At 43.8% G+C, this 24,025-nt stretch carries 22 protein-coding genes; 4 read left to right on the forward strand and 18 right to left on the reverse strand.

Annotation, left to right across the window (positions count from 1 at the left end):
- Positions 1 to 206 precede the first annotated feature (206 nt).
- The 5 genes from MHI27_RS26800 to yyaC form a co-directional block, all read right to left on the reverse strand.
- On the reverse strand, positions 207 to 1,397 hold the full coding sequence (locus MHI27_RS26800; protein ID WP_405175044.1) for a class I SAM-dependent methyltransferase: 1,191 nt from the start codon (positions 1,395 to 1,397) through the stop codon (positions 207 to 209).
- Between the two features lie 85 nt (positions 1,398 to 1,482).
- Positions 1,483 to 2,289: a PhzF family phenazine biosynthesis protein gene (locus MHI27_RS26805; protein WP_340972852.1), complete on the reverse strand. Its 807-nt coding sequence runs from the start codon at positions 2,287 to 2,289 to the stop codon at positions 1,483 to 1,485.
- On the reverse strand, positions 2,289 to 2,960 hold the full coding sequence (locus MHI27_RS26810) for a DUF6483 family protein (protein WP_341126847.1): 672 nt from the start codon (positions 2,958 to 2,960) through the stop codon (positions 2,289 to 2,291). The genes MHI27_RS26805 and MHI27_RS26810 overlap by 1 nt, the downstream gene beginning before the upstream one ends.
- 299 nt (positions 2,961 to 3,259) lie before the next feature.
- Positions 3,260 to 4,066, reverse strand: a complete 807-nt coding sequence (locus tag MHI27_RS26815; RefSeq protein WP_405175045.1) for an alpha/beta fold hydrolase — start codon at positions 4,064 to 4,066, stop codon at positions 3,260 to 3,262.
- A 91-nt stretch (positions 4,067 to 4,157) separates the two neighbouring features.
- Positions 4,158 to 4,685 (reverse strand): spore protease YyaC, encoded by a 528-nt coding sequence (gene yyaC, locus MHI27_RS26820; protein WP_256716395.1) that lies wholly within the window; start codon positions 4,683 to 4,685, stop codon positions 4,158 to 4,160.
- A 144-nt stretch (positions 4,686 to 4,829) separates the two neighbouring features.
- Here yyaC and MHI27_RS26825 point away from each other — a divergent pair, with 144 nt between their 5' ends.
- A complete protein-coding gene (locus tag MHI27_RS26825; RefSeq protein ID WP_042191840.1) occupies positions 4,830 to 5,054 on the forward strand; it encodes a DUF1128 domain-containing protein in 225 nt (74 codons plus the stop codon).
- 77 nt (positions 5,055 to 5,131) lie between these two features.
- Here MHI27_RS26825 and MHI27_RS26830 read toward each other — a convergent pair whose 3' ends face one another.
- From MHI27_RS26830 to MHI27_RS26845, 4 genes are all read right to left on the reverse strand, one after another.
- Positions 5,132 to 6,136 (reverse strand): asparaginase, encoded by a 1,005-nt coding sequence (locus MHI27_RS26830; protein ID WP_076285476.1) that lies wholly within the window; start codon positions 6,134 to 6,136, stop codon positions 5,132 to 5,134.
- A 364-nt stretch (positions 6,137 to 6,500) separates the two neighbouring features.
- Positions 6,501 to 7,337 (reverse strand): sugar ABC transporter permease, encoded by an 837-nt coding sequence (locus tag MHI27_RS26835; protein WP_042131038.1) that lies wholly within the window; start codon positions 7,335 to 7,337, stop codon positions 6,501 to 6,503.
- Complete coding sequence (locus MHI27_RS26840) at positions 7,334 to 8,641, reverse strand: ABC transporter permease subunit (RefSeq protein ID WP_340972857.1); 1,308 nt, start codon at positions 8,639 to 8,641, stop codon at positions 7,334 to 7,336. Before MHI27_RS26840 ends, MHI27_RS26835 begins: the two co-directional genes overlap by 4 nt.
- 19 nt (positions 8,642 to 8,660) lie before the next feature.
- Positions 8,661 to 9,995, reverse strand: coding sequence for a maltose ABC transporter substrate-binding protein (locus MHI27_RS26845; protein WP_405175046.1), 1,335 nt, complete (start codon positions 9,993 to 9,995; stop codon positions 8,661 to 8,663).
- 453 nt (positions 9,996 to 10,448) lie between these two features.
- On the opposite strand from MHI27_RS26845, the gene MHI27_RS26850 reads away from it, so the two are divergent.
- The 3 genes from MHI27_RS26850 to MHI27_RS26860 all read left to right on the forward strand — a co-directional run bounded on the left by MHI27_RS26850 (position 10,449) and on the right by MHI27_RS26860 (position 13,307).
- Positions 10,449 to 12,209 carry an alpha-glycosidase gene (locus MHI27_RS26850; protein WP_405175047.1) on the forward strand — a complete coding sequence of 587 codons (1,761 nt, stop codon included), beginning with the start codon at positions 10,449 to 10,451 and terminating at the stop codon, positions 12,207 to 12,209.
- 106 nt (positions 12,210 to 12,315) lie between these two features.
- Complete coding sequence (locus MHI27_RS26855; protein ID WP_076285477.1) at positions 12,316 to 12,825, forward strand: YtxH domain-containing protein; 510 nt, start codon at positions 12,316 to 12,318, stop codon at positions 12,823 to 12,825.
- Between the two features lie 149 nt (positions 12,826 to 12,974).
- Positions 12,975 to 13,307, forward strand: coding sequence for a DUF5665 domain-containing protein (locus MHI27_RS26860; protein ID WP_405175048.1), 333 nt, complete (start codon positions 12,975 to 12,977; stop codon positions 13,305 to 13,307).
- A 208-nt stretch (positions 13,308 to 13,515) separates the two neighbouring features.
- On the opposite strand, the gene MHI27_RS26865 is transcribed toward MHI27_RS26860, so the two are convergent.
- The 9 genes from MHI27_RS26865 to MHI27_RS26905 form a co-directional block, all read right to left on the reverse strand.
- Positions 13,516 to 14,286 (reverse strand): sigma-70 family RNA polymerase sigma factor, encoded by a 771-nt coding sequence (locus MHI27_RS26865; protein WP_042131042.1) that lies wholly within the window; start codon positions 14,284 to 14,286, stop codon positions 13,516 to 13,518.
- Positions 14,283 to 14,735 (reverse strand): anti-sigma B factor RsbW, encoded by a 453-nt coding sequence (gene rsbW / locus MHI27_RS26870; RefSeq protein WP_042191848.1) that lies wholly within the window; start codon positions 14,733 to 14,735, stop codon positions 14,283 to 14,285. The genes MHI27_RS26865 and rsbW overlap by 4 nt, the downstream gene beginning before the upstream one ends.
- An 18-nt stretch (positions 14,736 to 14,753) precedes the next feature.
- Positions 14,754 to 15,092, reverse strand: coding sequence for an STAS domain-containing protein (locus tag MHI27_RS26875; RefSeq protein WP_042131044.1), 339 nt, complete (start codon positions 15,090 to 15,092; stop codon positions 14,754 to 14,756).
- Between the two features lie 99 nt (positions 15,093 to 15,191).
- Positions 15,192 to 16,862, reverse strand: coding sequence for a response regulator (locus MHI27_RS26880; RefSeq protein ID WP_405175049.1), 1,671 nt, complete (start codon positions 16,860 to 16,862; stop codon positions 15,192 to 15,194).
- Between the two features lie 21 nt (positions 16,863 to 16,883).
- Positions 16,884 to 17,750, reverse strand: a complete 867-nt coding sequence (locus tag MHI27_RS26885; RefSeq protein ID WP_042191852.1) for a protein-glutamate O-methyltransferase CheR — start codon at positions 17,748 to 17,750, stop codon at positions 16,884 to 16,886.
- An 87-nt stretch (positions 17,751 to 17,837) separates the two neighbouring features.
- The gene (locus MHI27_RS26890) at positions 17,838 to 21,509 is read right to left on the reverse strand and encodes a response regulator (protein WP_405175050.1); all 3,672 of its coding nucleotides are present in this window, start codon (positions 21,507 to 21,509) and stop codon (positions 17,838 to 17,840) included.
- Positions 21,506 to 22,678: a SpoIIE family protein phosphatase gene (locus tag MHI27_RS26895; protein ID WP_076285480.1), complete on the reverse strand. Its 1,173-nt coding sequence runs from the start codon at positions 22,676 to 22,678 to the stop codon at positions 21,506 to 21,508. Before MHI27_RS26895 ends, MHI27_RS26890 begins: the two co-directional genes overlap by 4 nt.
- A 235-nt stretch (positions 22,679 to 22,913) precedes the next feature.
- Positions 22,914 to 23,438 (reverse strand): hypothetical protein, encoded by a 525-nt coding sequence (locus tag MHI27_RS26900; protein WP_076300663.1) that lies wholly within the window; start codon positions 23,436 to 23,438, stop codon positions 22,914 to 22,916.
- A gap of 60 nt (positions 23,439 to 23,498) precedes the next feature.
- Complete coding sequence (locus MHI27_RS26905; RefSeq protein WP_076285482.1) at positions 23,499 to 24,005, reverse strand: DUF948 domain-containing protein; 507 nt, start codon at positions 24,003 to 24,005, stop codon at positions 23,499 to 23,501.
- Positions 24,006 to 24,025: the final 20 nt, after the last annotated feature.

A 24,025-nucleotide genomic window follows, 5' to 3' on the forward strand; every position in this document is an offset into this window, starting at 1 on the left:
TCCACATTTCCCCTTCGCAAAACTAGAATGCAAAAAGGACGATACCTCTCCACGAAGGAGCTGTACCGTCCCAATTCTCATCAAAAAAGCTTGATAGTTACAAAGAGTGCAACTAACCTCTGATATTCGCTACTGTATCCTAATGTAATTGCATAATGTACAACTATTTTTCGAAAAATCCCGCCGGATGGGGAAAATTGCTCGTGCTACCCCTCCACCGAAATTTCACTTGGAAGCAGGTCAGCACATACGCGCTCAAGGTAAGGTTTCGCCCCTATAAAATCACGGAATGCGGTGTATTCACGCCATTTGACGGAGTTATCACCACCCGAGCTTTTAACGGCGCGGATTAAAATATTCTTCGGTGTATTCTCCAGGTCGATAAATTCCAGCAGCTGGCTGCTATAACCCATCATATCGAGCAATTTGGCACGGATAGCATCCGTAGCCAAGGCAGAGAAACGCTCCTTAAGTATCCCATGCGACAGCATCGGACTCATTACTTCATTCTCAATCTGCGCGAACAATTCATGCTGACAGCAAGGCACAGACAAAATGACGGAGGCGCCCCAACGTACTGCTTTTTCGAGTGCAGCATCTGTAGCTGTGTCACAAGCATGAAGCGTTATAACCATATCTACCTGATCCAGCTCATCGTACTCGGCAATGTCACCCACAAGGAACTTCAGGTGATCATAACCGATTTTCGCAGCAAGCTCATTACAATGCTCAATTACATCCGCTTTCAAATCAAGTCCAATAATATTAAGCTCCCGCTTCTTGCGGACGGTCAGATAGTGATAAAGAGCAAAGGTCAAATAGGATTTACCACATCCAAAATCAACAATCGTTAATGCCCGTCCCGTTGGCAGATCGGCAAGCACATCCTCAACCATCTCCAAGAAACGGTTGATCTGCCGGAACTTATCGTATCGCTTGGCCAGCACTTTTCCTTCTCTGTTCATTATGCCAAGCTCCACAAGAAATGGCACAGGTTCTCCATCCTCCAGCACATAACGCTTGCGGCGGTTGTGTGCTAGATCCGGCTCTTCTTTTTTACTGGGAGACTTGGTAAGGATGGATACTTTGAATTTCTTGCTAATCAGCACCTGATAATCCGCTTCCACCGTGCATAACAAGCCTTGGCGATATGATTCTCTAAATAAAAGAGTCATGTCCTCCGCTGCTAATTCTGCCGGTACGTTGCGATGTTCAACCTTTGTACCAATATAGGACGCAAACTGATAATGCAACTTACCTTTTAGTTCGACAGGTTTAATCTGTACCTTGGTACAGGTCTCCCCTTTGTTACGTACTTGGCTTAAGGTAGCCATAATCAAGGTTCGGTCACTAATCAGTTGTTCAATAAGAGCTTTTAAAGATTCCACAACGCACATCTCACTTTCGGGATTAAAAATGGAGAATCATTGTCTCCTAACCATCATCGTTCCATTATATCACGGCTCTACAAGAGTTATCCTATCAGGGCTTCACATGCAGCTCTCCACTAACAATAGTTATTGCTCGGCCAGACATCTTAATCTGATCTTTGCTTACCTCAAGTTGAAGTAAGCCTCCTCGTTCGGAAGCTTGATAAGCGGTCAACTGCGTACGGTTAAGTCGACTAGCCCAGAAAGGTGCTAGCGCAGTATGCGCTGAGCCTGTGACCGGATCCTCATTTACCCCCATCTTCGGTGCAAAGAACCGTGACACACAATCAATGCCTTCGATGGAGCTTTCTGCAGTAACCGCAAAGGCTCGCTCTTCAAGCCGGGATAAAGCCCCAAAGTCTGGGCTAAGTTCACGAACTAGGGATTCCTGATCAAGCCGTACAAGTACATTGTCAGCATATAGCATAGTTTCTACCACATTTGCTTCTGTAATACCAAGTGCTTCTATAAGAGCCGGAATTGTAGGAGAAGACTTAAGCTCATAAGGCGGGAAGTACAGTGAGATGAGGTCATCCGCACGAGAAGCTCTAAGCAACCCACTGCGTGTATAAAATCTAGCTTCCACCTCTGGATCCAGCAATCCCACCTCCCATAATATATGTGCACTCGCTAGAGTAGCATGGCCACATAAATTAACCTCAACCTTGGGCGTGAACCAGCGCAGGCGATATCCATCATTCTCCGGCCAGAGAAATGCCGTCTCTGACAAGTTCATTTCTGCTGCTGTCTTAAGCATAAATGCCTCGTCGACTGGATGCTTCAGCAAGCATACTGCTGCCGGATTTCCTGAATATGCTTTTCCTGCAAAGGCATCGATAATAAATAAAGGGGTATTCATTAGGCTTCCGACTCCCTTCGAACTTCTGTGATCCGGCGCCACTCTTTCCATCCTTGTTCCACTTCATGGATAGGAAGCGAGCCTTGTTCCAATTCTTCCGGTGATTTAAGCAGCAGCCGTCTGTACAGCTCATCACCTTCCAGTGAGACATCTTCCCCCTGCTCCCATAGTCGATACAGACTGTCCTCCGCTTTACTATAATGTCCGATTGACTCCATATAATCTAGAAGCAGCCGTTCCGTCTTGGCTGGAAGACGATACGCTTTGACTTCCTCCAGAAGTTCATTAATATCCTCTGTCATCTGCAGCATTTCTCGATCAGCGCCGTGCAAATCTGCGTACAAATATAAATGCAGCGATCTCATACTTCTGAATAGTGCCGCGTCATGATCGCCATTTGCAGCATAAATGCTGCCCTCTTCCTTAAGTAGCTTAGCTACACCTTGAAGCTTATCTGACTCCAATACACCATTAAACCGGAACATATCTATAATATCTTCTACAGATAGTGAATTTAAAAGACGTGAGTTCAGCGGAAAATGTCGGTTCAATAGCTCATCAATTTCCCATAAGGCTTCCGTTGTCTTCCGCTCTTGCTTCAGCGTTAGAACCTTTGCAACCATCGCCGTCATATCTTCAATCATTCGGACAATATAGTCTCTTCGGAACATGAACTTCCCCCTTTTCCATACTGTAACTGTGAAGCTATTGTATCTAGGTATTATATGTGTTTTATTCATTTATCTTAAACCATTGCACTACGCTATGCCACTAAAGCAATTCCGGGAAAAATAATGACTAGAATCCTTCTACTTATTGACATTAAATGCCGTGCCTCATTAGCGGCGTAACAATCATAGCTATTGCCGGATTGGGAATCCGTAAATTTCAATAGTCTCCTAAAAAAGAGGCAGCCCACGCCAGTTACTTTGACGCGGAGCTGCCTCTTTTTGAATTATTATTTCAGCGATCACGAATGGCTGTTAATACTAACCGTAGCTTGGGTGAATTCCCTGATAACCTCAGCTAACCGTTCAGGAGCTTCAAAGAGGCTCATGTGGCCCGCTCCAGAAATCGTAGCTTGCGTTATATTTGGTTTATCCGAAGTAAAGGTGCGCTCCGCAGGAATCAGTCCATCCTGCTCGCCAGCAACAAGTAGTACCGGCAACGTGGTAGCTGTGATCACATCACGTCGATCTGGACGCTCGCGCATCGCCAGTGCAGCTCCCGCTGCTCCTTGTGGAGGCGTTTTGTAACCAATTTCTTTGGCTCGCTCCAGCAGCTGTGGTGATGCAGTAGCGGTTGTTTTAGCAAAAATTCCTGGGACGAAGCTGTCCACAAAAGGAGTAATGCCTTCATTTTGAATCCTGCTGACACTTTTCAATCGATTCTCCCGAGCTTCTTCACTATCCGGATACGCAGTAGAATGGATTAATCCGAAGCCCTTCAATCGAGAGGCATACCGCTGTGCGAACGAAAGTGTAATATACCCACCAAGAGAATGTCCCAGCATGGTGCATTCAGAAATTTCTAGTGTATCTAACAAGCCCAGAACATCGTCTGCCATTTGTTCAATAGTATAAGGGCCTAGTGGAGCCTCTGAAGCTCCATGACCACGTAAATCGGGAGCAATCACTCGGTAGTCGCTGCTTAAGATGGGAATGATTTGTTCCCAGTATTCAGCACTTCCGCAAAAGCCATGCAGTAATACAATAACCTCGCCTTTCCCCTGATCACTGTAGCAAATATTGCTTCCGTCACAACGTACTCTTTCCATGGCTGCTTCCCTCTTTCCAAAATACTTAAGATATATTAACTAATATCTATTATTAAGCAAAACAGCTCTCCTTGAAACCGGCATCCTATTCTTAACGCCCAATTCCAAACCCTTTTGCTGCTGCGGCGGCAATTTGTTCAGCCATAACCATAACTCTATGTAGTGGAGTCGTCTGCAGCGTCCGATAGGGCTTGGGACCGTTGATATCTACAATCGCCGCCAAGCTATAATGCCCCACTGCGGGAAGGCATACCCCCACCGATTGTGCTGGCTGAAGCGGCTCATTCGAAACGAAGTAATATCCAAGAGCTATTGGAGGTCCTAGGCAAGCATCCACAGCAATAATGATATGCTCAGATGGAATCTCAGCGACTCTGGCCACCAAATTATCTGCATCGCAAGGAGATGGCAACGTACCGATTACGTGCGGAAAGCCATATTCCAGAAGTTTGCTGCCTGTTAGTGGACCGAGAGCATCACCTGTAGATCGATCCGTTCCGATACACAGAAAGGTAACTTTCTTAGCTGAATGTAGCGCTGCAATTTCCATAAAAAAGGACACCAATCCTACATCGTCCATTTTGCTTCGTTTACTGCTTCCCTGTTCTCTAATTGCCAATACCTTTCCTCCTTTCGATGATATTTTTGATTTCATGCCTTTAATTTAACATGATTTCTGTGAGCCCGACAAAAAAATGGTGATCAAGCTCACAATCATGGTAAAATACATGAATCAGTGTACAGAAAGGATGTTAATAACCCTATGGATTTAACACAACCTAGTCAGGAAAATGTTGAATATATGATCGAGGCCATCAAGAACAAACTGAAGATGGCAAGTGCTGCTGCAATGCAAGCCTCCGCTTTTTCAGTAGATAAATATGAAGATATCTTCGATGTCTATGAGGTAGCCATGGGCAGCGATAGACTCAGTATTTCTCAGGTGGAAGCGCTCGTCTCCGAACTCGGCCGTCTACGTCAGAAATAATTGTTCTTCGTTTACAAAAGGAGCCCGTCGCTGCGAATCCGAGATGGATGCGCAGCGACGGGCTCCTTTTTAAGTTCCTATTTCATGAAATGAAGCTGAAATTCTGTATCTGCATGACCTACCCGTGTACCACCATCATTGTAGATCACACCTGAAAATGTATTACGCAGCTTTTCCAAAGTATTTTTCTGACTGTATCCAATCTGATTTAAAATCCCCTGTACAATAAGTCCCCACTCTTCTTCTGATCCATCCAGAATCTTGAAGGCAATGCCTAGTCGCTCGCGGCGCAACCCAAAGCAATATACGCCTTTAAATCCACCCTTAGCAATAATATTTTCATCTTCCAAAAGGATTGAATCAAGGCGACCAGACCCAGAAACCATCTCCGGATGAGCATTCATGGCCGCAGTAATCGTAGTAACCGCTTTGCGAGTTGCCTCGTCAGCAATTAAATCAGGATTGGCTAATTTCAAATACGCAGTCGCCAAGGCTGTCAAAGGCATGGCAAATACCGGCAGACCGCATCCATCCGTACCTAGACCAATACTGTCTGGTGCTACACCAGCCATATAAGCAATTGTATCTATAATTTCACGCTGAACCGTTTGCTCCGGCTGAGAGTATTCTTCAAGTGGTAGTCCTTTGAGCTTACTATATGACAAAATCCCCATGTGCTTGCCCGCACAGTTATGATAGAACTTTCTTTTGCCCGTGCCGCGAATGGCATTCTCTCTACTCGTATAATCCAGTGGATAGCTAGTGGCACATATCATTTGTTGCTCATCGATCCCAATCTTGGAGGAAATACTCTCTAGCGCGGCAACATGGTAGCTCTCTCCTCGGTGAGAAGCAGTCATTAGGGCAACCTCTGCGGGTGTAAAACCATAATGCTCCACGATTCCTCCACGAATGCCTGGGATAGCCTGAAGTGGCTTGGCCGCAGAACGGGTAAAGGATACAAACTCAGGATCACCTGCATAGCCCTTTACGTTCCCGTGTTCTCCTACGATTGCAATATGTCCGCTATGGACACATTCCAGCAAATCTGACCGATATTCTCTTACTAATACTGTTTCCATGGTAACTCTCCTCTTTTCTCTTTGCTGCTCTATAACTCACAAGGATTTATTAGGATTCTACATTTAATAAATGCTAGAAAATAACCCCGTGCTCCGGGGATTTTTTGTACATCACAAACTCCCTTAAGTGTTAGTTCCATGAGGAATTCTACTCCTATTTTCATCATTCTTCAATCCTCTCCGCACCAAGAAGATTTTAGAAACCACACAAAAACAATTCCATCAGCAATAAATCCTGAATGACAGGAACATAAATGAAGCTTTTAAATTAAAAAACCACTTCCGCCTCAGATTCTTGCTCTTCTGAAAAGGAAGTGGTTTTTATGGAATTCAGTACTGCTGTAGAGAGGGAGCGCAAATCGAATTAACCCTTACTTGCACCTGCGGTCAGACCGTCCACCAGGAAACGCTGAAGGAAAATGAACAGTAGCGTGACCGGGAGAGCAACCAGCACCGCTCCGGCGGCGAACAATGTGAATTCGGTCGAATTGCTTTGATTCACCATCCGGAAAAGCCCGACAGCGAGCGTTCTCGTCTCTTCCGTACGCAATACAAGGTCAGCGAATATGAAATCCACAAAGCAGCCATTAAATATCATAAGACTGGCATAGGTAAGCATCGGTTTGGACAGCGGGATCATTATAGATAGAAAAACTTTCATATGACTCGCCCCATCCATCCGCGCAGCATCTTCCAGACTTTTAGGAATAGTATCAAAAAAACCTTTAGCCACAAACACATTGGTGATAATGGCGCCACTGCTGTATACAAGCACAAGTGCCCAATGGGAATTCAGTAGCCCAAGCGTGTTCAGCAGCACGTAAACTGCAATCATAGCCATGAATCCCGGAAACATTTGCAGAACTAGAAGCGCGGTCAGTGTCGTTTTTCTGCCCGTGAACCGATAGCGAGAGATGGCATACGAAGTCAACAGCAGCAGAAAAGTGCCAAGTAGAGTAGACAGCGCTGCAACCTTTAGTGTATTCATGAACCAAATCAAATATTTAGTTTGCTCAAACAGTTCCTTGTAATGAATGAACGTGAAATTTTTAGGAATCAACGAGTCGCTGAACAAACTGTTTCCCGTCTTGAATGAAGACATAATAATCCAAAACGCTGGAAAAAGACTAATAAAACTGAGCACAATCAGTAGCAAATGGCTTCCAATCGTTTTAAACGCTTCTGTCAGTTTTGGCTTCATGCAATCATATCCTCCTCTTTGTAGGATCGCGTTCGGCGGTAGCTCCAGATGGAGAAGGTCGCGACCAACAGGAAGATGACAATCCCGATTACGGAAGCAAAGCTGTATTGCGATTGGTTAAGCGCCAGTTTGTAGAGCCAAGTCACCAGCAGATCGGTATGGCCCGCATACTGGTAATTCGGATTAACCGGTTCTCCGTTGGTCATCAGGTAAATGACGTTAAAGCTATTAATGTTACCGGCAAACTGCATAATCAGGATTGGAGCGGTCGCGAACAGCACCATAGGCAGTGTAACCATGCGGAATTTGTAGAATGCCCCAGCTCCGTCCACTTCAGCAGCTTCGTACATATCCCTTGGAATCGTTGTCAGTACCCCAAAGGCCAGAATCATGGTAACCGGAATTCCGATCCACATATTAGCCAGAATTACGGTGACCTTTGCCCAGAAAGGATTAGTCAGCCAGGCCACCCCCTCCAATCCCAAAGCTCTTACATAACTATTGATCGGTCCGAACTGATTATTGAACATATTACGCATGACGAGCAGAGAAATCATATTAGGAATAGCAAAGGGAACGATCAGCAGTGTACGCCAAAGCTTTTTCCACCGAACACGGGGCTGGTGAATAAGTACGGCGATGAGCACACCTCCAATGTAAGTCGTCGCAGTAGCAATAATCGCCCAGATCAGTGTCCAAGTCAGCACTCCGCCGAAGGTTGAACTCCATACATCCAAACTTAGCATTTTATTAAAATTACCGAAACCCACCCATTCTACTAGATGCGCAGGCGGTAAAATCGGGTCGGCATAGTTCGTAAACGCCAGTAGCACCGAAAAAACAAGCGGCAATATCGTCAGAAAAACCACTGCCACAAAAGGAATCGCAAGTACAAGATAAGCGAAATTTCTACGCCCCATATGTCTGAGCGATTCACCGAATGAATGAATGGGCTCATTCCGGTCCCGCGCAGCTCCAACTAGAAAGGCATCCCTGATATTCAGTAAATGAAAAGCTGTATAAAACAGCAGCGCCAGCAATGACATCAGACCATTGATCATCATAAAAATGGAGTGATCGCCCTCCACCATCCGGGTTAATTTACCTACCTTGACCATACGGCTTGGAAATTCACCAAGTGTGATCAACCCCCGCAAATAACCCATTAGATCATGAGCAATAAAATAGATTCCAGCAGACCCCACCAGCAGGAATACTAATCCTTTCAGCCACTGTCGATTGAAGAACTGGCCCAGTCCCGGAATAATAGCCGAGAGTAGCGCTGCACCTGTTTTTTTGTGCATAGCTCAAATCACCTGTCCTTTACTTCGAATCCAGATCGGCCTGAATCGTTGATACAGTCTTATCGAGCGTCTGCTTAACATCAAGACCCGGATCGTTCCACAGGGATACAAATGCTGCCTTTAGCGGTTCCCAGACGGATTTGATTTCCGATAGGGAAGGCATCGGCACGGAGTGTTGGAATTGCTCGAAGAATCCACTTATAATCGGATCATCTTTGATTACCGGCGCTTCTCCAGCTTCAATGCTCGCAGGAATCGCACCCGTCATTTCAAAGTTCTTTAGCTGATTCTCCTTGCTGCTTGCAAAATGTGCGAACAAGCGGCTAGCGACCGGATATACCGTATAGGAATTGACATAATACGATTTAACACCGGAAAAAGAAATGCTGTCTTGTCCTTCAGGGCCCTTCGGAAGAGGCGCCACTCCAAGGTTGACATGATCCTTGAACATCGCTATGGACCAAGGCCCGTCGATGTTCATCGCCAGCTTGCCTTCCTGAAACAATTGAGTTTTAACGTCATAGGTGATATCTCCTGCATTCAATGGGAGAATTCCTTTTAAGCTTTGAAGAAAGGTAAATCCTTTGACGGTGCCTTCATTATTCAAGCCGATATCTTTGACATTCGTATTGTTGTCCCCGTAAATGTATCCGCCGAAGCTGCCAATGAATGGATAGCTGTAATACCCGACGAATTCCCACATGATCGCAAATTTGTTCTCTTTCGGCTTATTGTACGTATTGGCAAAAGCGATCACCTCATCCCAAGTTTTTGGAGCTTCGGATATCAGATCCTTGTTGTAGAACAGCGCATAGGTCTCCACCGATTTAGGATAGCCGTAAAGGATACCGTCATAAGTCGATGCCTGAATAGCTGTCTCCACCATAGTTGATTTCGTTTCTTCCTCAAACACATCATTTGGCAAAAGCAATCCCGCTTTGACAGCCTGACCGATCTGATCATGCGGGAGAGTCAACACATCGGCCGCTAGTTTGGACGGGCCATCTGTCGCCAACCTTGTTCCCTGATCGCCGCCCGCCATTTCCTCAACCTTGACAGGAACGCCGTATTCTTTTTCGAAATCAGCGGCTAACTGCTTCATGTACTCAACCTGCTCCTTGGCTTCCCAGACCGTTAATTCGGCCCCAGCTTCCGGTTTCAGCTCCTCTTCGGCGGGATTCGTCTCATTTGTAGTTCCCCCCGGCTCGTTCACTGTGGAATTCGGGCTTGAATTCGGCTGAGCCGTAGAGTTCCCATTGCCTGAACCGCAAGCCGTAACCGTCAATGCCAACAGCAGACTTAGGGTCAAACTAAATGATACCGCTTGCATTTTAGATCGTTTACTCTTCTTCATTTGCTCATCTCCCCTTTATTCATAAGTGATCAGACCTAACACGCATAGAAAAAGAGCATGCAAAAAAGGTACAACCTCATTCGCACAAAGTGCCGAGGTTGTACCTTTTAGGTAACAGTGCCTTTAATTTGTTTGCGTATTAAGAAAAATCAAGTTCGTTCGCCCTCATTCTATAATACCCATAATTTGGATTGCAATCAGAGTATAGATCCGAATGGGGTTATTTAATAGCACTTTTCTTGTTTTTCCTTATATTTTCTCCTTTTTTTAACTACATACTAAATATTCCATATTGTGAATTCATGTGAAATAATCTCTTGCTTTAATCTTGAGGGGTATGATAAGATTCAGACAAAATTTAAAGGCAATGAAACCGCCAAGGGTTCAACCTCTGATTATCATGAGGTTGGCCCTTTTTTGCGTTTACATGCCGCGAAGGGATGGAAATTGATTATGATTCAACAAGAAGCCGTTTATCATCGCATGGGGCAGAATTGGTCATATGCCTACGATGAGTCTACACTGCATATTCGCATAAAAACTAAACGGGATAACGTGTCAAAGATTGATCTTTTTTGCGGAGATAAATACGGTTGGGACAAAACCCATGAGGTTATTCCCATGCAGCACATGGCTTCTGACAGCTTATTCGATTATTGGCAGGCTGCGGTCCGTCCTGTTTATCGCAGACTCACTTATTATTTTGCACTTTATAACAAAGATGAGGTCCTTTATTATTTGGAAAAAGGCTTCTTCTCAGAGCCTCCAGTCATAATATATGAGGGCTTATTCGACTTTCCTTTCTTGAACCGTGAAGATGTACACTCCCCTCCAGCATGGGTGAAGGATGCAGTATTTTATCAAATTTTTCCAGAGCGTTTCGCAAATGGCGATCCTACTAACGATCCGGCAGATGTGCTAGATTGGGGTGGTACGCCGAGTCCCCGGAATTTCTTCGGAGGAGACTTGCAAGGTGTACTAGATCATTTGGATTATCTCTGTGAATTGGGCATTACCGCCATCTATTTCAATCCTCTGTTTGAGGCAACCACCAATCATAAATATGATATAAAGGATTATTTCTTGGTGGACCCTCATTTGGGAACCAACGCTTTGCTAAAAGAACTTGTCGACGCCTGTCATTCCAAAGGGATCCGCGTCATTCTAGACGGTGTCTTTAATCATTGCGGCCATACCTTTCCGCCATTTGTTGATCTGCTCACCAACGGGCGCTCTTCCCGTTATGCCGATTGGTTTCATGTGCGTGAGTGGCCACCACAAGTCATCGACGGAATTCCCACCTATGACACATTTGCATTCGAGCCTATCATGCCAAAATTCAACACTGAGAATCCTGAAGTCAGAGATTATCTGTTGAACGTTGGTCGTTATTGGATTGAGGAAATCGGTGTAGACGGTTGGCGGCTTGATGTCGCGAATGAAGTCTCTCATACGTTCTGGCGACAATTCCGTAATACGATCAAAAGCATTAATCCAGAAGCCTATCTTGTAGGCGAAATTATGCATGATTCCTTGCCGTGGCTACTTGGCGATCAATTTGACGCCGTTATGAATTACCCACTAACCAATATTCAGATTAATTTCTTTGCTCACGGACAAATTAATGCTTCACAATTCTCTCTATCGATTGCTACTATGCTAGCAAATTACCCGCAGCAAATTACAGAGGCCACTTTTAATCTATTAGACAGCCATGACACAACTCGTTTCCTGACCCTTTGCGGTGGTGACATCCGGAGATTAAAACTGGCCGTTTTGTTCCAAATGACCTTTCAGGGAGCACCATGTATTTACTATGGCGATGAAATCGGTATGGAAGGTGAATATGACCCAGATAATCGTAAATGTATGGAGTGGGACATCCAGAAACAGAACAGGGAACTGTTCGAATACTATCGCTGGACGATCGGTCTTCGTAAGTCGTATACTGCGTTCCGTAGTAGCGGCTTTAAATCGCTGGAGATCCCGGACCACCCAAGTCTGCTTGTATATGAACGGTGGGACGAACATAACCGCTTCTTAATCGTGCTCAACAATGAAGAGGTGTTAGTCAACGCCACTATTCCTGTACCCAGGATGGACGCTATATGGGTAAACCTAGAGACGCAGAAGCGAACAGAAAAATCCACATCATTACTACATCTGAATCTGCCCGAATTTGGCTATGCGGTATTCCAAGCTGTTAATAAATAGTCCATAACAAGAGCCCCTCGCCATCTACGCCTTGCTCATCAATTGTTTCAGCCTATACGCCAAAGTTTAAATACGAAGTAAGATAACTTATAAGGAGTGATTGGTGATGAGTAACGTAGAACATAAAGTAGAGCATGAAGTAGAAAACGGAAGCAACTTTTTCAAAGGCATCTTTATTGGTAGCTTAATAGGTGCTGCAGCAGCCCTATTATTTGCACCAAAGCCTGGTCGTGAAATGCGCAGTGATCTGTCCGATAAACTTACGCTTGCTACTGACAAAACAAAAGAAGTTGCTGGTGTCGTAACTGACAAGACCAAAGCCATTGCCACAACGGTAGGTGAAAAAGCAACCGATCTGGCTAGTACGGTTTCAGTCAAAGCCTCTGATATCTACACTACTGTCAGTGATAGCAAGCAGCAAATTGCCGCTACCCTTCAAGACGCAGGCAGCAAAATTGGTGACACTGTAAGTGAAGCCTCAAATAATGTAGCCTCTGATGTTAAAGACGCTTCTAAAGAAGTGGCTGACGAAGCCAAAGCATCCTCTAAAGAAGTCGCCGATGAGGCTAAAGATGCGAAAGAGGATGTTAAATCCTCCTATAAATCCAGTTACTAATCTGCGGCATAATACAGCTATCATTTCATTCGACAACAGCCAGCTGTCCGCAGCTGGCTGTTGTTTAGTTATACCCTATATAAAGTTTCATCTGATTGAATAGATCCTTAATGAATGCCCGATCGGGCTACAGAAAGCAGGGGTGCTCCATGGGAGAATCAAATAGCCAAACAAAAGCATATGAAATTGATGAACATCCTTTCGAATTACGGCATGAGGTCAAACGCTTAAACAATCGTCTGGATAAGATTGCTGACTCACTAGAAAAATCAGAATTTAAGGACATCCTTGATAACTACTCAGATCCCAAAAAAAGAATTATCACAAACTTGATGGCCGGTATATCCCGAGGTCTCGGCCTATCTCTCGGAACGTTCGTAGTCCTTGGTGTTCTGGGCTACATTCTTAGTCTATTTCTTGATGTTCCCGTGATCGGTGAGTACATTGGCGAGATCAAAAAATACATTGATGCGAACAGCTAACAAGTGGGCTATTTATCGCCCATCTATCACCGCTCCCCCTTACCCCGCTTGTCCGGCTAACCGTGAAGGATTAGCCGGACAAGCGGGGTAAGGGCGTTGTGGAACACAAATAAAGGACATGCTATTCTCCAGGCACGGAGAGAGGCATGTCCTTATCGTCGAACAGTAGAATTCAAATCCAGGTAATGTATATTACACATAAAGGAGCTCAATAGGATGAGTTGGCCATAATCTGCTTTAACTTCTCAGTGGCCCGCTTCTGTATCCGTGAAACGCTCATCTGTGAAACCCCCAGCTTCTGAGCAATTGCCCGCTGGGATTGACCATCTTGGAAGGCTAGCAGCAACACTTGCTGCTCTTGCTCCTTCAATTGTCCTAGTGCTTGCTGCAGATCCATTCGTTTCTCTACAGTCTCGTAATCGTTCGCATCAGAGCTGATAAGCTCCCCTAGCGTAGCTCCAGTCTCCTCTTGAGAAAGCGGTGAATCTAGAGATACGTAATGGTAACATTCTCTGCCTGCCAGTACTTCTACAGTTTCTTCAACAGACAGATCAAGATAATGAGCGATCTCATCGACCGCAGGAGAACGCTCAAGCTTCACTGTAAGTTCATCAATCGCGTGTTGAACAAGCGCTCCTTTTTCTTTAATCCGTCTAGGAACCTGTATGTACCAAGATTTATCACGCAAATAATTCTTCATATGTCCAATCATGCTTTTCATCGCATAGGGCTCAAAAGGGATTCCGAGACTGATATCATATTGCTGCAGTAACCGGATGAGCGCCATTTGCCCGACCTGATATAAATCCTCATACAAGTCGGGGCGATTACGGGAAATCTTCCCAGCAGCCATTTTCACCATAGGCTCATATTTCTGTATCAGCAACGTCGCCTGATCGTTATCCTTGGTCTGCTGATACTCCCAAATTTGGGTGACTGCTTCATTCATGGACTCGGGGGGAGTCACTTTGTCACTCATACTTTCTCCTCGCTAAAATTAAGGTGCTTCTTCAAAGTTACCACCGTCCCTTTTCCGGCTTCACTTACGACACTAACGTCATCCATCAACGCTTGCATTAAGTAGAACCCTAACCCGCCAACCTGAACGTCACTTAACTCCTTATCGTGCAGTGTCATACGTTCATTAGACTTGTCCAAGCCGTCAAAGCTCTCCCCTTCGTCTTTGACTGTAATGGATAAGGAGCTTTCTTCTACCTCAAAAATAACATCTACTACTCCGTCTTTTTGGCCATAAGCATATAATACTGAATTGTTACACGCCTCTGACACTGCCACTTTCATGTCTTCTATATCCTCATAGGTGAAACCCATTTTCGAGGCAATTCCGTATAAATTCAACCTAACAATATCCACATACTCTGCGCTAGCAGGCAACTGAAGAATTACTTTTTGCACATCATCACTCATTCTTTGTTCTATCCTTTCCTAGTGGGAATTCTCTTGGGAGGCAAAAAACTTGGAAATACCAGTCATGTCAAACAGCTTCTGAATTTGTGGAGGAACATCCTCAACCATAAACTTAACGTCCATTCCTTGTCTTGATTTCAGGATCGAAAGTAGAATACCAATCCCTGTGCTATCGATGTATTTTAATTCTTTTAGATTAATAACTAGATCAAGTTTGGTATCTCCCACAAGTGGCTCCATAACCAGGCGGAAATCGGAAGCAACTGATAAATCAAGTTCACCACTCAGGAAAACTGTGCATACATTCCCTTTGGTTTCTGTCTTAGCATGGAACTTGTTACTTTTATGCGTATTCATTAGACGATCTCTCCTGAACAAATATTTTCTATATTAATAACCTTAATGATATACCTTTGAATCAGATAACGTTAAAAAAACGGATTGGTAAATACTAGATTACGCTTGGAAAATAGATATATCAGGTTCTACTAATACATTGTCGTTGCTAGAATATCGAGAAATAATTTGTTTTATACTACTCATCTTCAGCGGTTTGCTGATGTAATCATCCATTCCAGAGGCCTTACAGCGATTCTGAATCCCTTCCATGACGTTCGCCGTCATTGCAATGATAATGGTCTTCTCGGCAGCAGGACCACCCTCTCGACGAATTTGAGCGGTCGCCTCTAAGCCATCCATCACTGGCATTTGAAGGTCCATAAAGATAAAATCATAAGGATGTTTAATCGCCATATCCACAGCCTGTTGACCATCTTCAGCCATATCGGCCGCATAGCCCAGCTTATCCAGCATGCTGACCATTAGACGCTGATTAATCGGATGGTCATCCACAACAAGGATTCTACTTCTCCCCTCTTGATTGGGAACAGGATGCGTGGATTCCTCTTCTTGATATCCACCTATCAAATCTTCTCCTGGCATGGATGCCTGAATTGTAAAGATAAAAGTAGCTCCTTTTTGCTCCATCGATTCTACCCGAATTTCTCCGCCCATCATTCCGACAAGAGATTTACATATAGCTAGTCCCAGACCTGTTCCCCCATATTTCCGTGTCATGGAAGAATCAAGCTGCGAAAAGGGCTCAAATAATCGGTCACATTTCTCCGGAGAAATACCAATCCCCGTATCCATAATTGTGAATTCAACTTCCATCTTATGATCCGCAACACTCTTGATCGAGGCGACTAGATAGACCCCACCTTGATTTGTGAATTTAACTGCGTTAGCGATCAGATTAATTAAAACTTGGCGTAAACGAGCCATATCCCCATATAAAAGCCGAGGCAATTTCTGATCAATAAAATAAGCGAGCTCCAGGTTCTTCTTTCCCGCTTCTATCGAGAAGAGGCTGAACACCTCTTGAATACAATTTCGAAGTTCAAATAAGTGCTCTTCAACTTCCATTTTTCCGGATTCCATTTTAGTAAAATCAAGAATGTCGTTAATTACCGTAATCAACGTGTCCGCACTTTTCCGAATGATCTCCGAATATTCCTTTTGCTCAGAAGTAAGATCCGTCTCCATTAACAGATCGATCATGCCAACTACGCCGTTCATAGGTGTACGAATTTCATGACTCATCATGGCTAGAAATTCTGACTTTGCTTTGGAGGCAATCTCCGCCTCTTCTTTTGCCTTGATAAGCTCACTATTAATGATTTCCAGTTCTTTCGTCTTTTGCTGCAGCAGCATGGTTTGAGTCTGATGCTTCTTGCTCGTGATGTACATTTCGACAAAGCCTTGTATCTTAGAGTTCAAAATTTGCGGAATGAAAGGCTTGACCATATAATCAATAGCCCCTGCCGAATAGCCCGCGAATAAATGCTCCGCTTCTTTGCTATTGGCAGAGATAAAAATAATCGGAATTTCCTTCGTTTTCTCTCTGGCCTTGATCAATTTGGCAGTTTCAATTCCATCCATACCCGGCATCTGTACATCCAGTACAATGACAGCAAAATCATACCTTAACAAACAGCGCAACGCTTCTTCACCGGAGGTAGCTTTAATTAGCTCGTAATGCTGGCTCTCAAGCACTGCCTCCAGCGCCAGCAAATTTTCAGGACGGTCGTCTACTAGTAGTATATGAATTGGTTCTTGAAACCCCATAGGACCACCCTCCTACATGCGTTATTTTATGTTACGGTATATTTTCTCCACTCTGTCTAAAGATTCATAGCAATCGCTATATTTCGTAAAGTGAATGGACTCCTTAGAGCCCAGAACAAGGATTCCAAAGCGACTTAGACTTTCATGAAACAACCCGTGAACATGATCACGAAGCTCATCATTGAAATAGATCATTACATTCCGGCAGAGAATAACATTAAATTCATTAAATGAAGTGTCAGTAGCTAAATTATGCTCAGCAAAAATAATATTTTTGCGTAAATAAGGTTGTAAAATAACTGAGTTATACTTCGCAGTATAGTATTCGGAAAATGCCCGAGTACCTCCTGCCTCCAAATAATTCTTTGTGTATTGCTTCATTCTGCTAATATCATAAACGCCTTCCTTAGCCTGCTGTAAAGAACGCTCATTCATATCTGTGGCATAAATTCGAGCCTTATCATAAAGCCCTTCTTCATGAAGCAGGATGGCCATAGAATAAACTTCTTCCCCAGTGGAACATCCGGCATGCCAGATACGAATATAGGGATAAGTTCTTAACAAAGGAACTACCTTCTGGCGAAAAGTTAGAAATAATCCCGGATCCCTGAACATTTCAGTCACAGGAATAGAGAGACTGTAGACAAATCGTTCAAAACAAGCCCGATCATGCAGAACCTTCTCTTGCAGCGCGGATATGGTGAGTACATTCTCCGCATGAACATGATGCCAGATGCGTCGTTTTAATGAAGGCAACGCATAATTCCGGAAATCATAGCCATATAAACGGTGTACCCCATCAAGAAGCAGCTCAATCTCAATTTGCTCCAGTTCGTCACTTCCCGCCAGAACGGGTTGCTCCTCATATCCGTGTTCTATTGCTTTCATTGTTATCCCGACTCCCTTATCAACACGCCGTACTTTTGAAGAATGGCTTTTTGTTAGTTCTTTTAAAGTATTACCCCAATATTAAGGTTACGAATACAGCCAGACTCGCATTAAAGATAGAAGTTGACCTGTTGCAATTGGCTTCTTCATATAGTCAGAGGCTCCAGCTTCAATGCATTTGGCACGATCCTCTTTCATAGCTTTGGCGGTCAGCGCAATAATAGGCAGTTTCTGATACTGTGGCATCTCGCGAATCCGGCGCATAGCCTCATATCCGTCCATTTCTGGCATCATCATATCCATTAGTACAAGATCAAAATCTTCTTGCTCTACCAGCATTTCCAGCGCTTCGCGTCCATTCTCCGCAAACTTCACTTCCATATGATACTCTTCGAGTACGCTGGAGAGCGCAAAGACATTGCGAATATCATCATCGACGAGCAATATTTTCTTTCCTTCGAACAATTCTTCTTTATTATGAAGCTTCTGCAGAATCTTACGTTTATCTTCCGGAAGATTTGCTTCTACCCGGTGCAAGAACAATGTTGTCTCATCCAACAACCGCTCTGGAGAACGTACATCCTTGATAATGATTGATTCCGCATATTTGCGCAGCTGCGTCTCTTCTTTGCCATCCAAATCCTTACCCGTATAAATAATAATAGGCAGATCATTTAATTCCTCATCATCACGAATCTGATCCAGCAGATCGAAACCTGTCATATCCTCAAGCATCAAATCTAGAACCATACAATCATATCTCTGCTTCCGCAGCTCATTCAGTGCCTCCCCGCCAGTTGAAACTGCGGTTATAGCCACATCGTCATGACCAATCAATTCCATGATCGAACGACGTTGAATCTCATCATCCTCTACAATCAGCAAGTACTTCAACGTACTGGAGGTGTAGTTCTCGATTTGCGAGAAAGCCCGTTCAAGCGCCTCTCTAGAAGAAGGTTTTCTTAAATAAGCCATTGCCCCCATCATAAGCCCCTGCTTCACTTCATCATTTACAGAGATGACATGGACAGGGATATGGCGAGTCTGTGATGCACTCTTTAGTTCTCTAAGGATGGTCCAGCCATCCATAACCGGCAGCTGTATATCAAGAATAATCGCGTCTGGTAAATAAGTCTTCGCCATCTGCAATCCGGTATCCCCTTGGAGGGCTACCAGTCCTTTGAAGTTGCGGCCATGAGCCATATCCAGCAGTATTTTTGCGAAGCTCTCATCATCTTCAATAATAAGCAGAACCTTATCATTTGCAGTTAATTGATCACGATCATCATCGATCACTAATTGTGGGATAGGTGCATGAGCCTGCGTTGGTACAAGGGTTGGAAGTATATCTCCAATATACCCCTCGAAGGTTGCATCTTCTCTAGAAGCAGCAGCTTCTATTACTGCAGGTTGCTGCTTAATATAATTCCCTATAACTGGCAAATACATAGTAAAAGTACTACCTTGGCCCTCACGGGATTCCAGTACAATAGCTCCACCCATTAAACGTGCTAACTCACGGCTAATGGACAAACCTAAGCCTGTCCCCCCAAATTTACGGCTGGTAGTTCCATCCACCTGTTGGAAGGCTTCAAACACAATATCAGTTTTGTCTGCCGGAATACCAATTCCGCTATCCTTCACAGCAATAGCAATATATTCAACTTCACCTGGCAGATCTAGCGGAATAAGATTGTCATCTGCTTGGCTAACCGAGAACTCAATAAATCCTTCCATCGTAAATTTAAAGGCATTAGAAAGCAGATTTCTTAGCACCTGCTTCAACCGATGACCATCGGCAATGACACTATCTGGCAGTGGCTCGTTAAAGGTAATTTTTAAAGAAAGTCCCTTTTTGAGCGCTTGCGGAGCAAAATTCTGCTTCACAAAGCTCTTCAGCTCCGTTAATTTAATTTCTTCTTGGTTCAGTTCCATTTTGCCTGCATCAACCTTGGATAAGTCCAAAATCTCATCAATCATCTTAAGCAAGTCTGCACCTGACATATAAATCGTATGTGCAAATTCAACCTGTTTCTCTGACAAGTTGCCATCCTTATTCTCCGTGAGTAGCTGCGACAGAATCAAGAGACTGTTGAGCGGAGTTCGCAATTCATGAGACATATTCGCCAAGAACTCTGATTTATATTTACTAGTAACGGATAATTGCTTGGCCTGTTTCTCTAATTGAATTTTTGCATGCTCAATTTCATCTTTCTTCTCTTCAACCTCCTGCACTTGTTCCTCTAAAGCGCGGGTCTTGGCAATAAGTTCCGTATTATAATGCTCCAGTTCTTCCTGCTGACGCTGGAGCAATTCTTCCGAACGTTTAAGCGCATCCGTCTGCTCTTCCAAGTTCTCATTGGAACGGCGCAATTCCTCTTGCTGAGTCTGTAATTCCTCCGACTGACACTGCAGCTCTTCCGTAAGAGCTTGTGAATCACGCAACAATTTTTCCACGATCAAACGACGGCTAATATTATTAAAAATAATACTTAAATTATTAGCGAGTTGTTGCAGCAAATCATTTTTCAAACTGCTAAAAGGTTGGAATGAAGCAAATTCTACTACGCCTAGCAGTTCGTCTTCAAAAATAAGCGGATGGATAGAAATATATCCAGGTTGCGCATCCACGAATCCGGACTTAACGGATGAATAGTCTTCAGGAGCCTTCTCCAGTCTGATCGGGTGCATATCGAGCGCACTTTGTCCTACAAGCCCTTCTCCAATCACAAACCCGTCCTTAGGTTTCTTATCATTATCTACTGCATAATATCCACTGCTTCGTAAAAAATCAGGACGATTGGCATCTTTTAAATATACAGCTCCGAACTGTGCTCCCAGCACAGGGGTAAACTCATTGATGAAGGTCTGTGAGACCTGATCCAAGGAGCTAACACCTCGCAATAGTTCCGTCACCCGAGCAACATTCGCATTCAGCCAGGATTGGTCATTCTGCGCTTGCGCATAGGCCTGTTCCATTTCCTGCTTCTGTTCAAGATCTAAAGCCATCTTCTTAAAGACAAGAGCAACCTCACCAATTTCATCTTTAGTAGTAACCTTTATACGCCGTATGGCCCTCACTCTACCGTTGCCAAAGCTGGTAATCATCATCGAAACGACATTAAGCCCCCGAGTGATGCTTGGGATGATCCATAGAACCACTCCAAGTCCGAGAAGTAAGCCCATAATCATCATTAGAACTACCATCTGAGTCGAACTTTTATAAGCTTCGTTGGCCTTCGTACTCTCTTCATTCATAATAAAAGCATTATAATCAGAGAGACTGTTCAGAGCGTTTAACACGGCATTCTGAATCGCTTGTCCCTCTGTGTTGGAATACGTGCTAGCATTCTGAAAATAACCAGCCGATAGCAGTTTCAATACCTTTTCCTGATAATTTAAATAAGTGGTGTACGCACCATCTATTTGACTAACCATTTGCATTTCTTCAGCGCTAGTCATCGACGCTTTTATTTTCTCGTAGTGCTCATTCGCTTTAGTGATCTTTTTATCAATCTCATTCTTTTGAGATTCTACCGATGATGCATCTGCACTTAACATGGTCGTGGTTAATATTCGCGCCATATCATTGACTTCTCCACGCATCCCCGAAGAAGACCGCCCCTTCATATATCTATCCTGATACCCTTCCAGTTGGTTATTCATATAATTTAAGCGGTCGTATCCTATCATCGTAAGTGCAAGCATAATCGCTAACATGGCACTGAAGCCAATTAAGAGTTTAGCCTTTATCTTCATTCTCTATCTGTTCCCTTCTTCAGTGAGATCCACACAATACACTTATCATCATCACGCTCTTTAGGAACCTCAACATTGAAAAAAGCAGCTCGAATAGCTTCTTCGTTCCACTCATGTTCAACATTTAAATGTTGAATCATAAATTTCAGCTGCTCTTCTTGTTCGCCCTCAACCAGTTCCAATAGACCATCTGTATAAAGAACTAGATGCCCTTCATCTTCATAGGTTAAGCTCTGTGGCTGAATATCAATCCGTTCAAACAAACCTACCGGGTGACAGTTACTTTCCAGCATGACTGGAGTCTTAGCCACACCTTCAAAAAATAGCGCAGGTGGATGCCCGGCGTTGACGTAGTCAATACGTTTCATACGGGTATCTATCACAAGATAAATGGTCGTAAAGTAATATTGGATCAGCTTTTTCTCAATATAGAGCTGATTAAACCTTCGATTGAGCTCCTGAATTACCTTTTCCGGCTCTACATACGTAGTTACCGTGTCCTTTAACACAGAAGCAAGAAACATACAAAAAAGAGATGACGATATTCCGTGTCCCATAATGTCCAGCAGGATCACGCCATATCGGCCATCACCAAGGGGGTACCACGCGTATAAATCACCGGCAAGCTCAGAGGATGGCTGATAGATGGCATTGACCTCAAAATTCTCTTCCTGAAGAGGCAAGCTCAACACAGCATTCTGAACAAGTGCGGCCAGTCTCAATTCTTCTTGAATTCGCTGATCTCGTTCCTTATGCCAATCTTTCTCTCGCTTCAACCGCAGCGCGAGCCGAATTCGGGCCATCAGCTCCACTTTGTTAATGGGTTTCGTAACATAATCTACTGCACCTGCATCCAGTGCTTCTGCCAGCTTCTTGGAATCGCCAACAGCTGTAACCATTATTATTGGAATATCCTTTAGGTGTTCGTATTGCTGTACAACACGACATGCCTCGATTCCATCCATTTCCGGCATCATCATATCCAGTAAAATCAGATCGATATCTGACATCCGAGGACGTCCATCTTCACTCACAGAACCGATACCCAACCGTGTAAGCATCTCTTTTGCAGAGGATGCGGTTACGAAATTTCGGTAATCTTCTTTTTTCAGGATTTCACGGATAATGATAACATTAGTCGGATTGTCATCTACGATTAAGATTCTCATCATCTTCACCTCACACGAATAGTATTACGAACGTAAAATTCTGCGACTCATTACCTATATCATACGCTATTTAAATGTGTTATTTCTATTTTTAATATATGTAAATATAGTAATAGGTTCATTTACGCCTTCAGCAAAGTAACCTCCCGAACCACTACATGTAGTGGTTCGGGAGGTTACTCTATGGTAAAGACAGCCTCTGTTTATTAACCAAAATGATCAAAAGTGAAACATATTAAGAAGAAATACTATCAAATAAATCAATACCTTCAAATTCACCTGCCAAATTTCGATATATTTTGAGCGCATTGTTTCCTCTCATATATACATCACCATCTTCGGCAATAAAATACGGTTTACCCAAGGTCGATTGCACATTATCCTTCACGGGATCAATTCCCACCCCATTTACCTGTAGCCCAAACTGCTGTGCTTGAGAAGGTGAGACATGCACATACAGTACAAACCCCTCACCAACACCCACTGTTACATCTGCGTATTGGTACTCCTCTGTCCCTTGCAATGGATCATTTGTTACCGCCAGCGGATTGCCCTTGGCCAGAAGCAATTCTTCCTTCGTAGCATATAAAGCAACACCTTGCAGTGAATCAAACTGATTTATAGCAGGGCTCGTTTCTGAGGAATGTTCAAATGTAAGAACTGTCTTAGGCTGATCACTAAAAGTCGAGATAGGCGTCAACTGTGGAGACGCATCAAAGTATGGGGAAAGTAGACTAAACAAGAGTATGATAATGTTCATGTTGTTATCCCACCTTTCTTATCTGCAGCCGCCATTTACAGAGGACTTGCTGCCTTAACTTTAATGACGGAATTTTTTCCAAAGAGTTGCAGCTACATCTACACTTTTTAACACAGTAGCTATTTTCCCCGGTGCTTTCTCGTTATTAACAGCATCATAAGAGTTTACCGTACGTTCCTCAGCTGGAGTCAGCGGAGCTTCTTTTATGGATACCCCCTTACGCTTCTCCCTCAGTTCATGTGATTTACGATATCTCTCAATCACAGTTACTGAAACTTGCTTAACGGTTAAGGTTAACTCATTCATAACTTCTCCCAAATTCTTCACAGAATCTATGACAGGATCAATCTTCTGAATTTTATTCTGTACATCAGCGGTAATTTCATTTGCATGTCTGACTGTAGTCTTCACTTCATAAGTCAGTTCATCCATCGTCTTCTGCACTTCCACCAAGGTCTGGCTTACTTTGTCGAGGGATTGCTTCGCTGACTGCAAAGTCTTAATTAGAAAGAAAACAAGTATTGCGAATGCGATAGCAACGAGAGCTACACTAAGTTCAATGATCATATTCATAACCCCTTCCAAAT

The organism is Paenibacillus sp. FSL H8-0261 (genome assembly GCF_045040645.1).
Lineage (GTDB): Bacteria > Bacillota > Bacilli > Paenibacillales > Paenibacillaceae > Paenibacillus_AQ.

Bases quoted from the DNA above. Each gene is read 5' to 3' on its own strand.
- MHI27_RS26800 (WP_405175044.1), bottom strand. From the start codon at position 1,397: ATGTGCGTTGTGGAATCTTTAAAAGCTCTTATTGAACAACTGATTAGT.
- MHI27_RS26805 (WP_340972852.1), bottom strand. From the start codon at position 2,289: ATGAATACCCCTTTATTTATTATCGATGCCTTTGCAGGAAAAGCATAT.
- MHI27_RS26810 (WP_341126847.1), bottom strand. From the start codon at position 2,960: ATGTTCCGAAGAGACTATATTGTCCGAATGATTGAAGATATGACGGCG.
- MHI27_RS26815 (WP_405175045.1), bottom strand. From the start codon at position 4,066: ATGGAAAGAGTACGTTGTGACGGAAGCAATATTTGCTACAGTGATCAG.
- MHI27_RS26825 (WP_042191840.1), top strand. From the start codon at position 4,830: ATGGATTTAACACAACCTAGTCAGGAAAATGTTGAATATATGATCGAG.
- MHI27_RS26830 (WP_076285476.1), bottom strand. From the start codon at position 6,136: ATGGAAACAGTATTAGTAAGAGAATATCGGTCAGATTTGCTGGAATGT.
- MHI27_RS26835 (WP_042131038.1), bottom strand. From the start codon at position 7,337: ATGAAGCCAAAACTGACAGAAGCGTTTAAAACGATTGGAAGCCATTTG.
- MHI27_RS26840 (WP_340972857.1), bottom strand. From the start codon at position 8,641: ATGCACAAAAAAACAGGTGCAGCGCTACTCTCGGCTATTATTCCGGGA.
- MHI27_RS26845 (WP_405175046.1), bottom strand. From the start codon at position 9,995: ATGAAGAAGAGTAAACGATCTAAAATGCAAGCGGTATCATTTAGTTTG.
- MHI27_RS26850 (WP_405175047.1), top strand. From the start codon at position 10,449: ATGATTCAACAAGAAGCCGTTTATCATCGCATGGGGCAGAATTGGTCA.
- MHI27_RS26855 (WP_076285477.1), top strand. From the start codon at position 12,316: ATGAGTAACGTAGAACATAAAGTAGAGCATGAAGTAGAAAACGGAAGC.
- MHI27_RS26860 (WP_405175048.1), top strand. From the start codon at position 12,975: ATGGGAGAATCAAATAGCCAAACAAAAGCATATGAAATTGATGAACAT.
- MHI27_RS26865 (WP_042131042.1), bottom strand. From the start codon at position 14,286: ATGAGTGACAAAGTGACTCCCCCCGAGTCCATGAATGAAGCAGTCACC.
- rsbW (WP_042191848.1), bottom strand. From the start codon at position 14,735: ATGAGTGATGATGTGCAAAAAGTAATTCTTCAGTTGCCTGCTAGCGCA.
- MHI27_RS26875 (WP_042131044.1), bottom strand. From the start codon at position 15,092: ATGAATACGCATAAAAGTAACAAGTTCCATGCTAAGACAGAAACCAAA.
- MHI27_RS26880 (WP_405175049.1), bottom strand. From the start codon at position 16,862: ATGGGGTTTCAAGAACCAATTCATATACTACTAGTAGACGACCGTCCT.
- MHI27_RS26885 (WP_042191852.1), bottom strand. From the start codon at position 17,750: ATGAAAGCAATAGAACACGGATATGAGGAGCAACCCGTTCTGGCGGGA.
- MHI27_RS26890 (WP_405175050.1), bottom strand. From the start codon at position 21,509: ATGAAGATAAAGGCTAAACTCTTAATTGGCTTCAGTGCCATGTTAGCG.
- MHI27_RS26895 (WP_076285480.1), bottom strand. From the start codon at position 22,678: ATGAGAATCTTAATCGTAGATGACAATCCGACTAATGTTATCATTATC.
- MHI27_RS26900 (WP_076300663.1), bottom strand. From the start codon at position 23,438: ATGAACATTATCATACTCTTGTTTAGTCTACTTTCCCCATACTTTGAT.
- MHI27_RS26905 (WP_076285482.1), bottom strand. From the start codon at position 24,005: ATGATCATTGAACTTAGTGTAGCTCTCGTTGCTATCGCATTCGCAATA.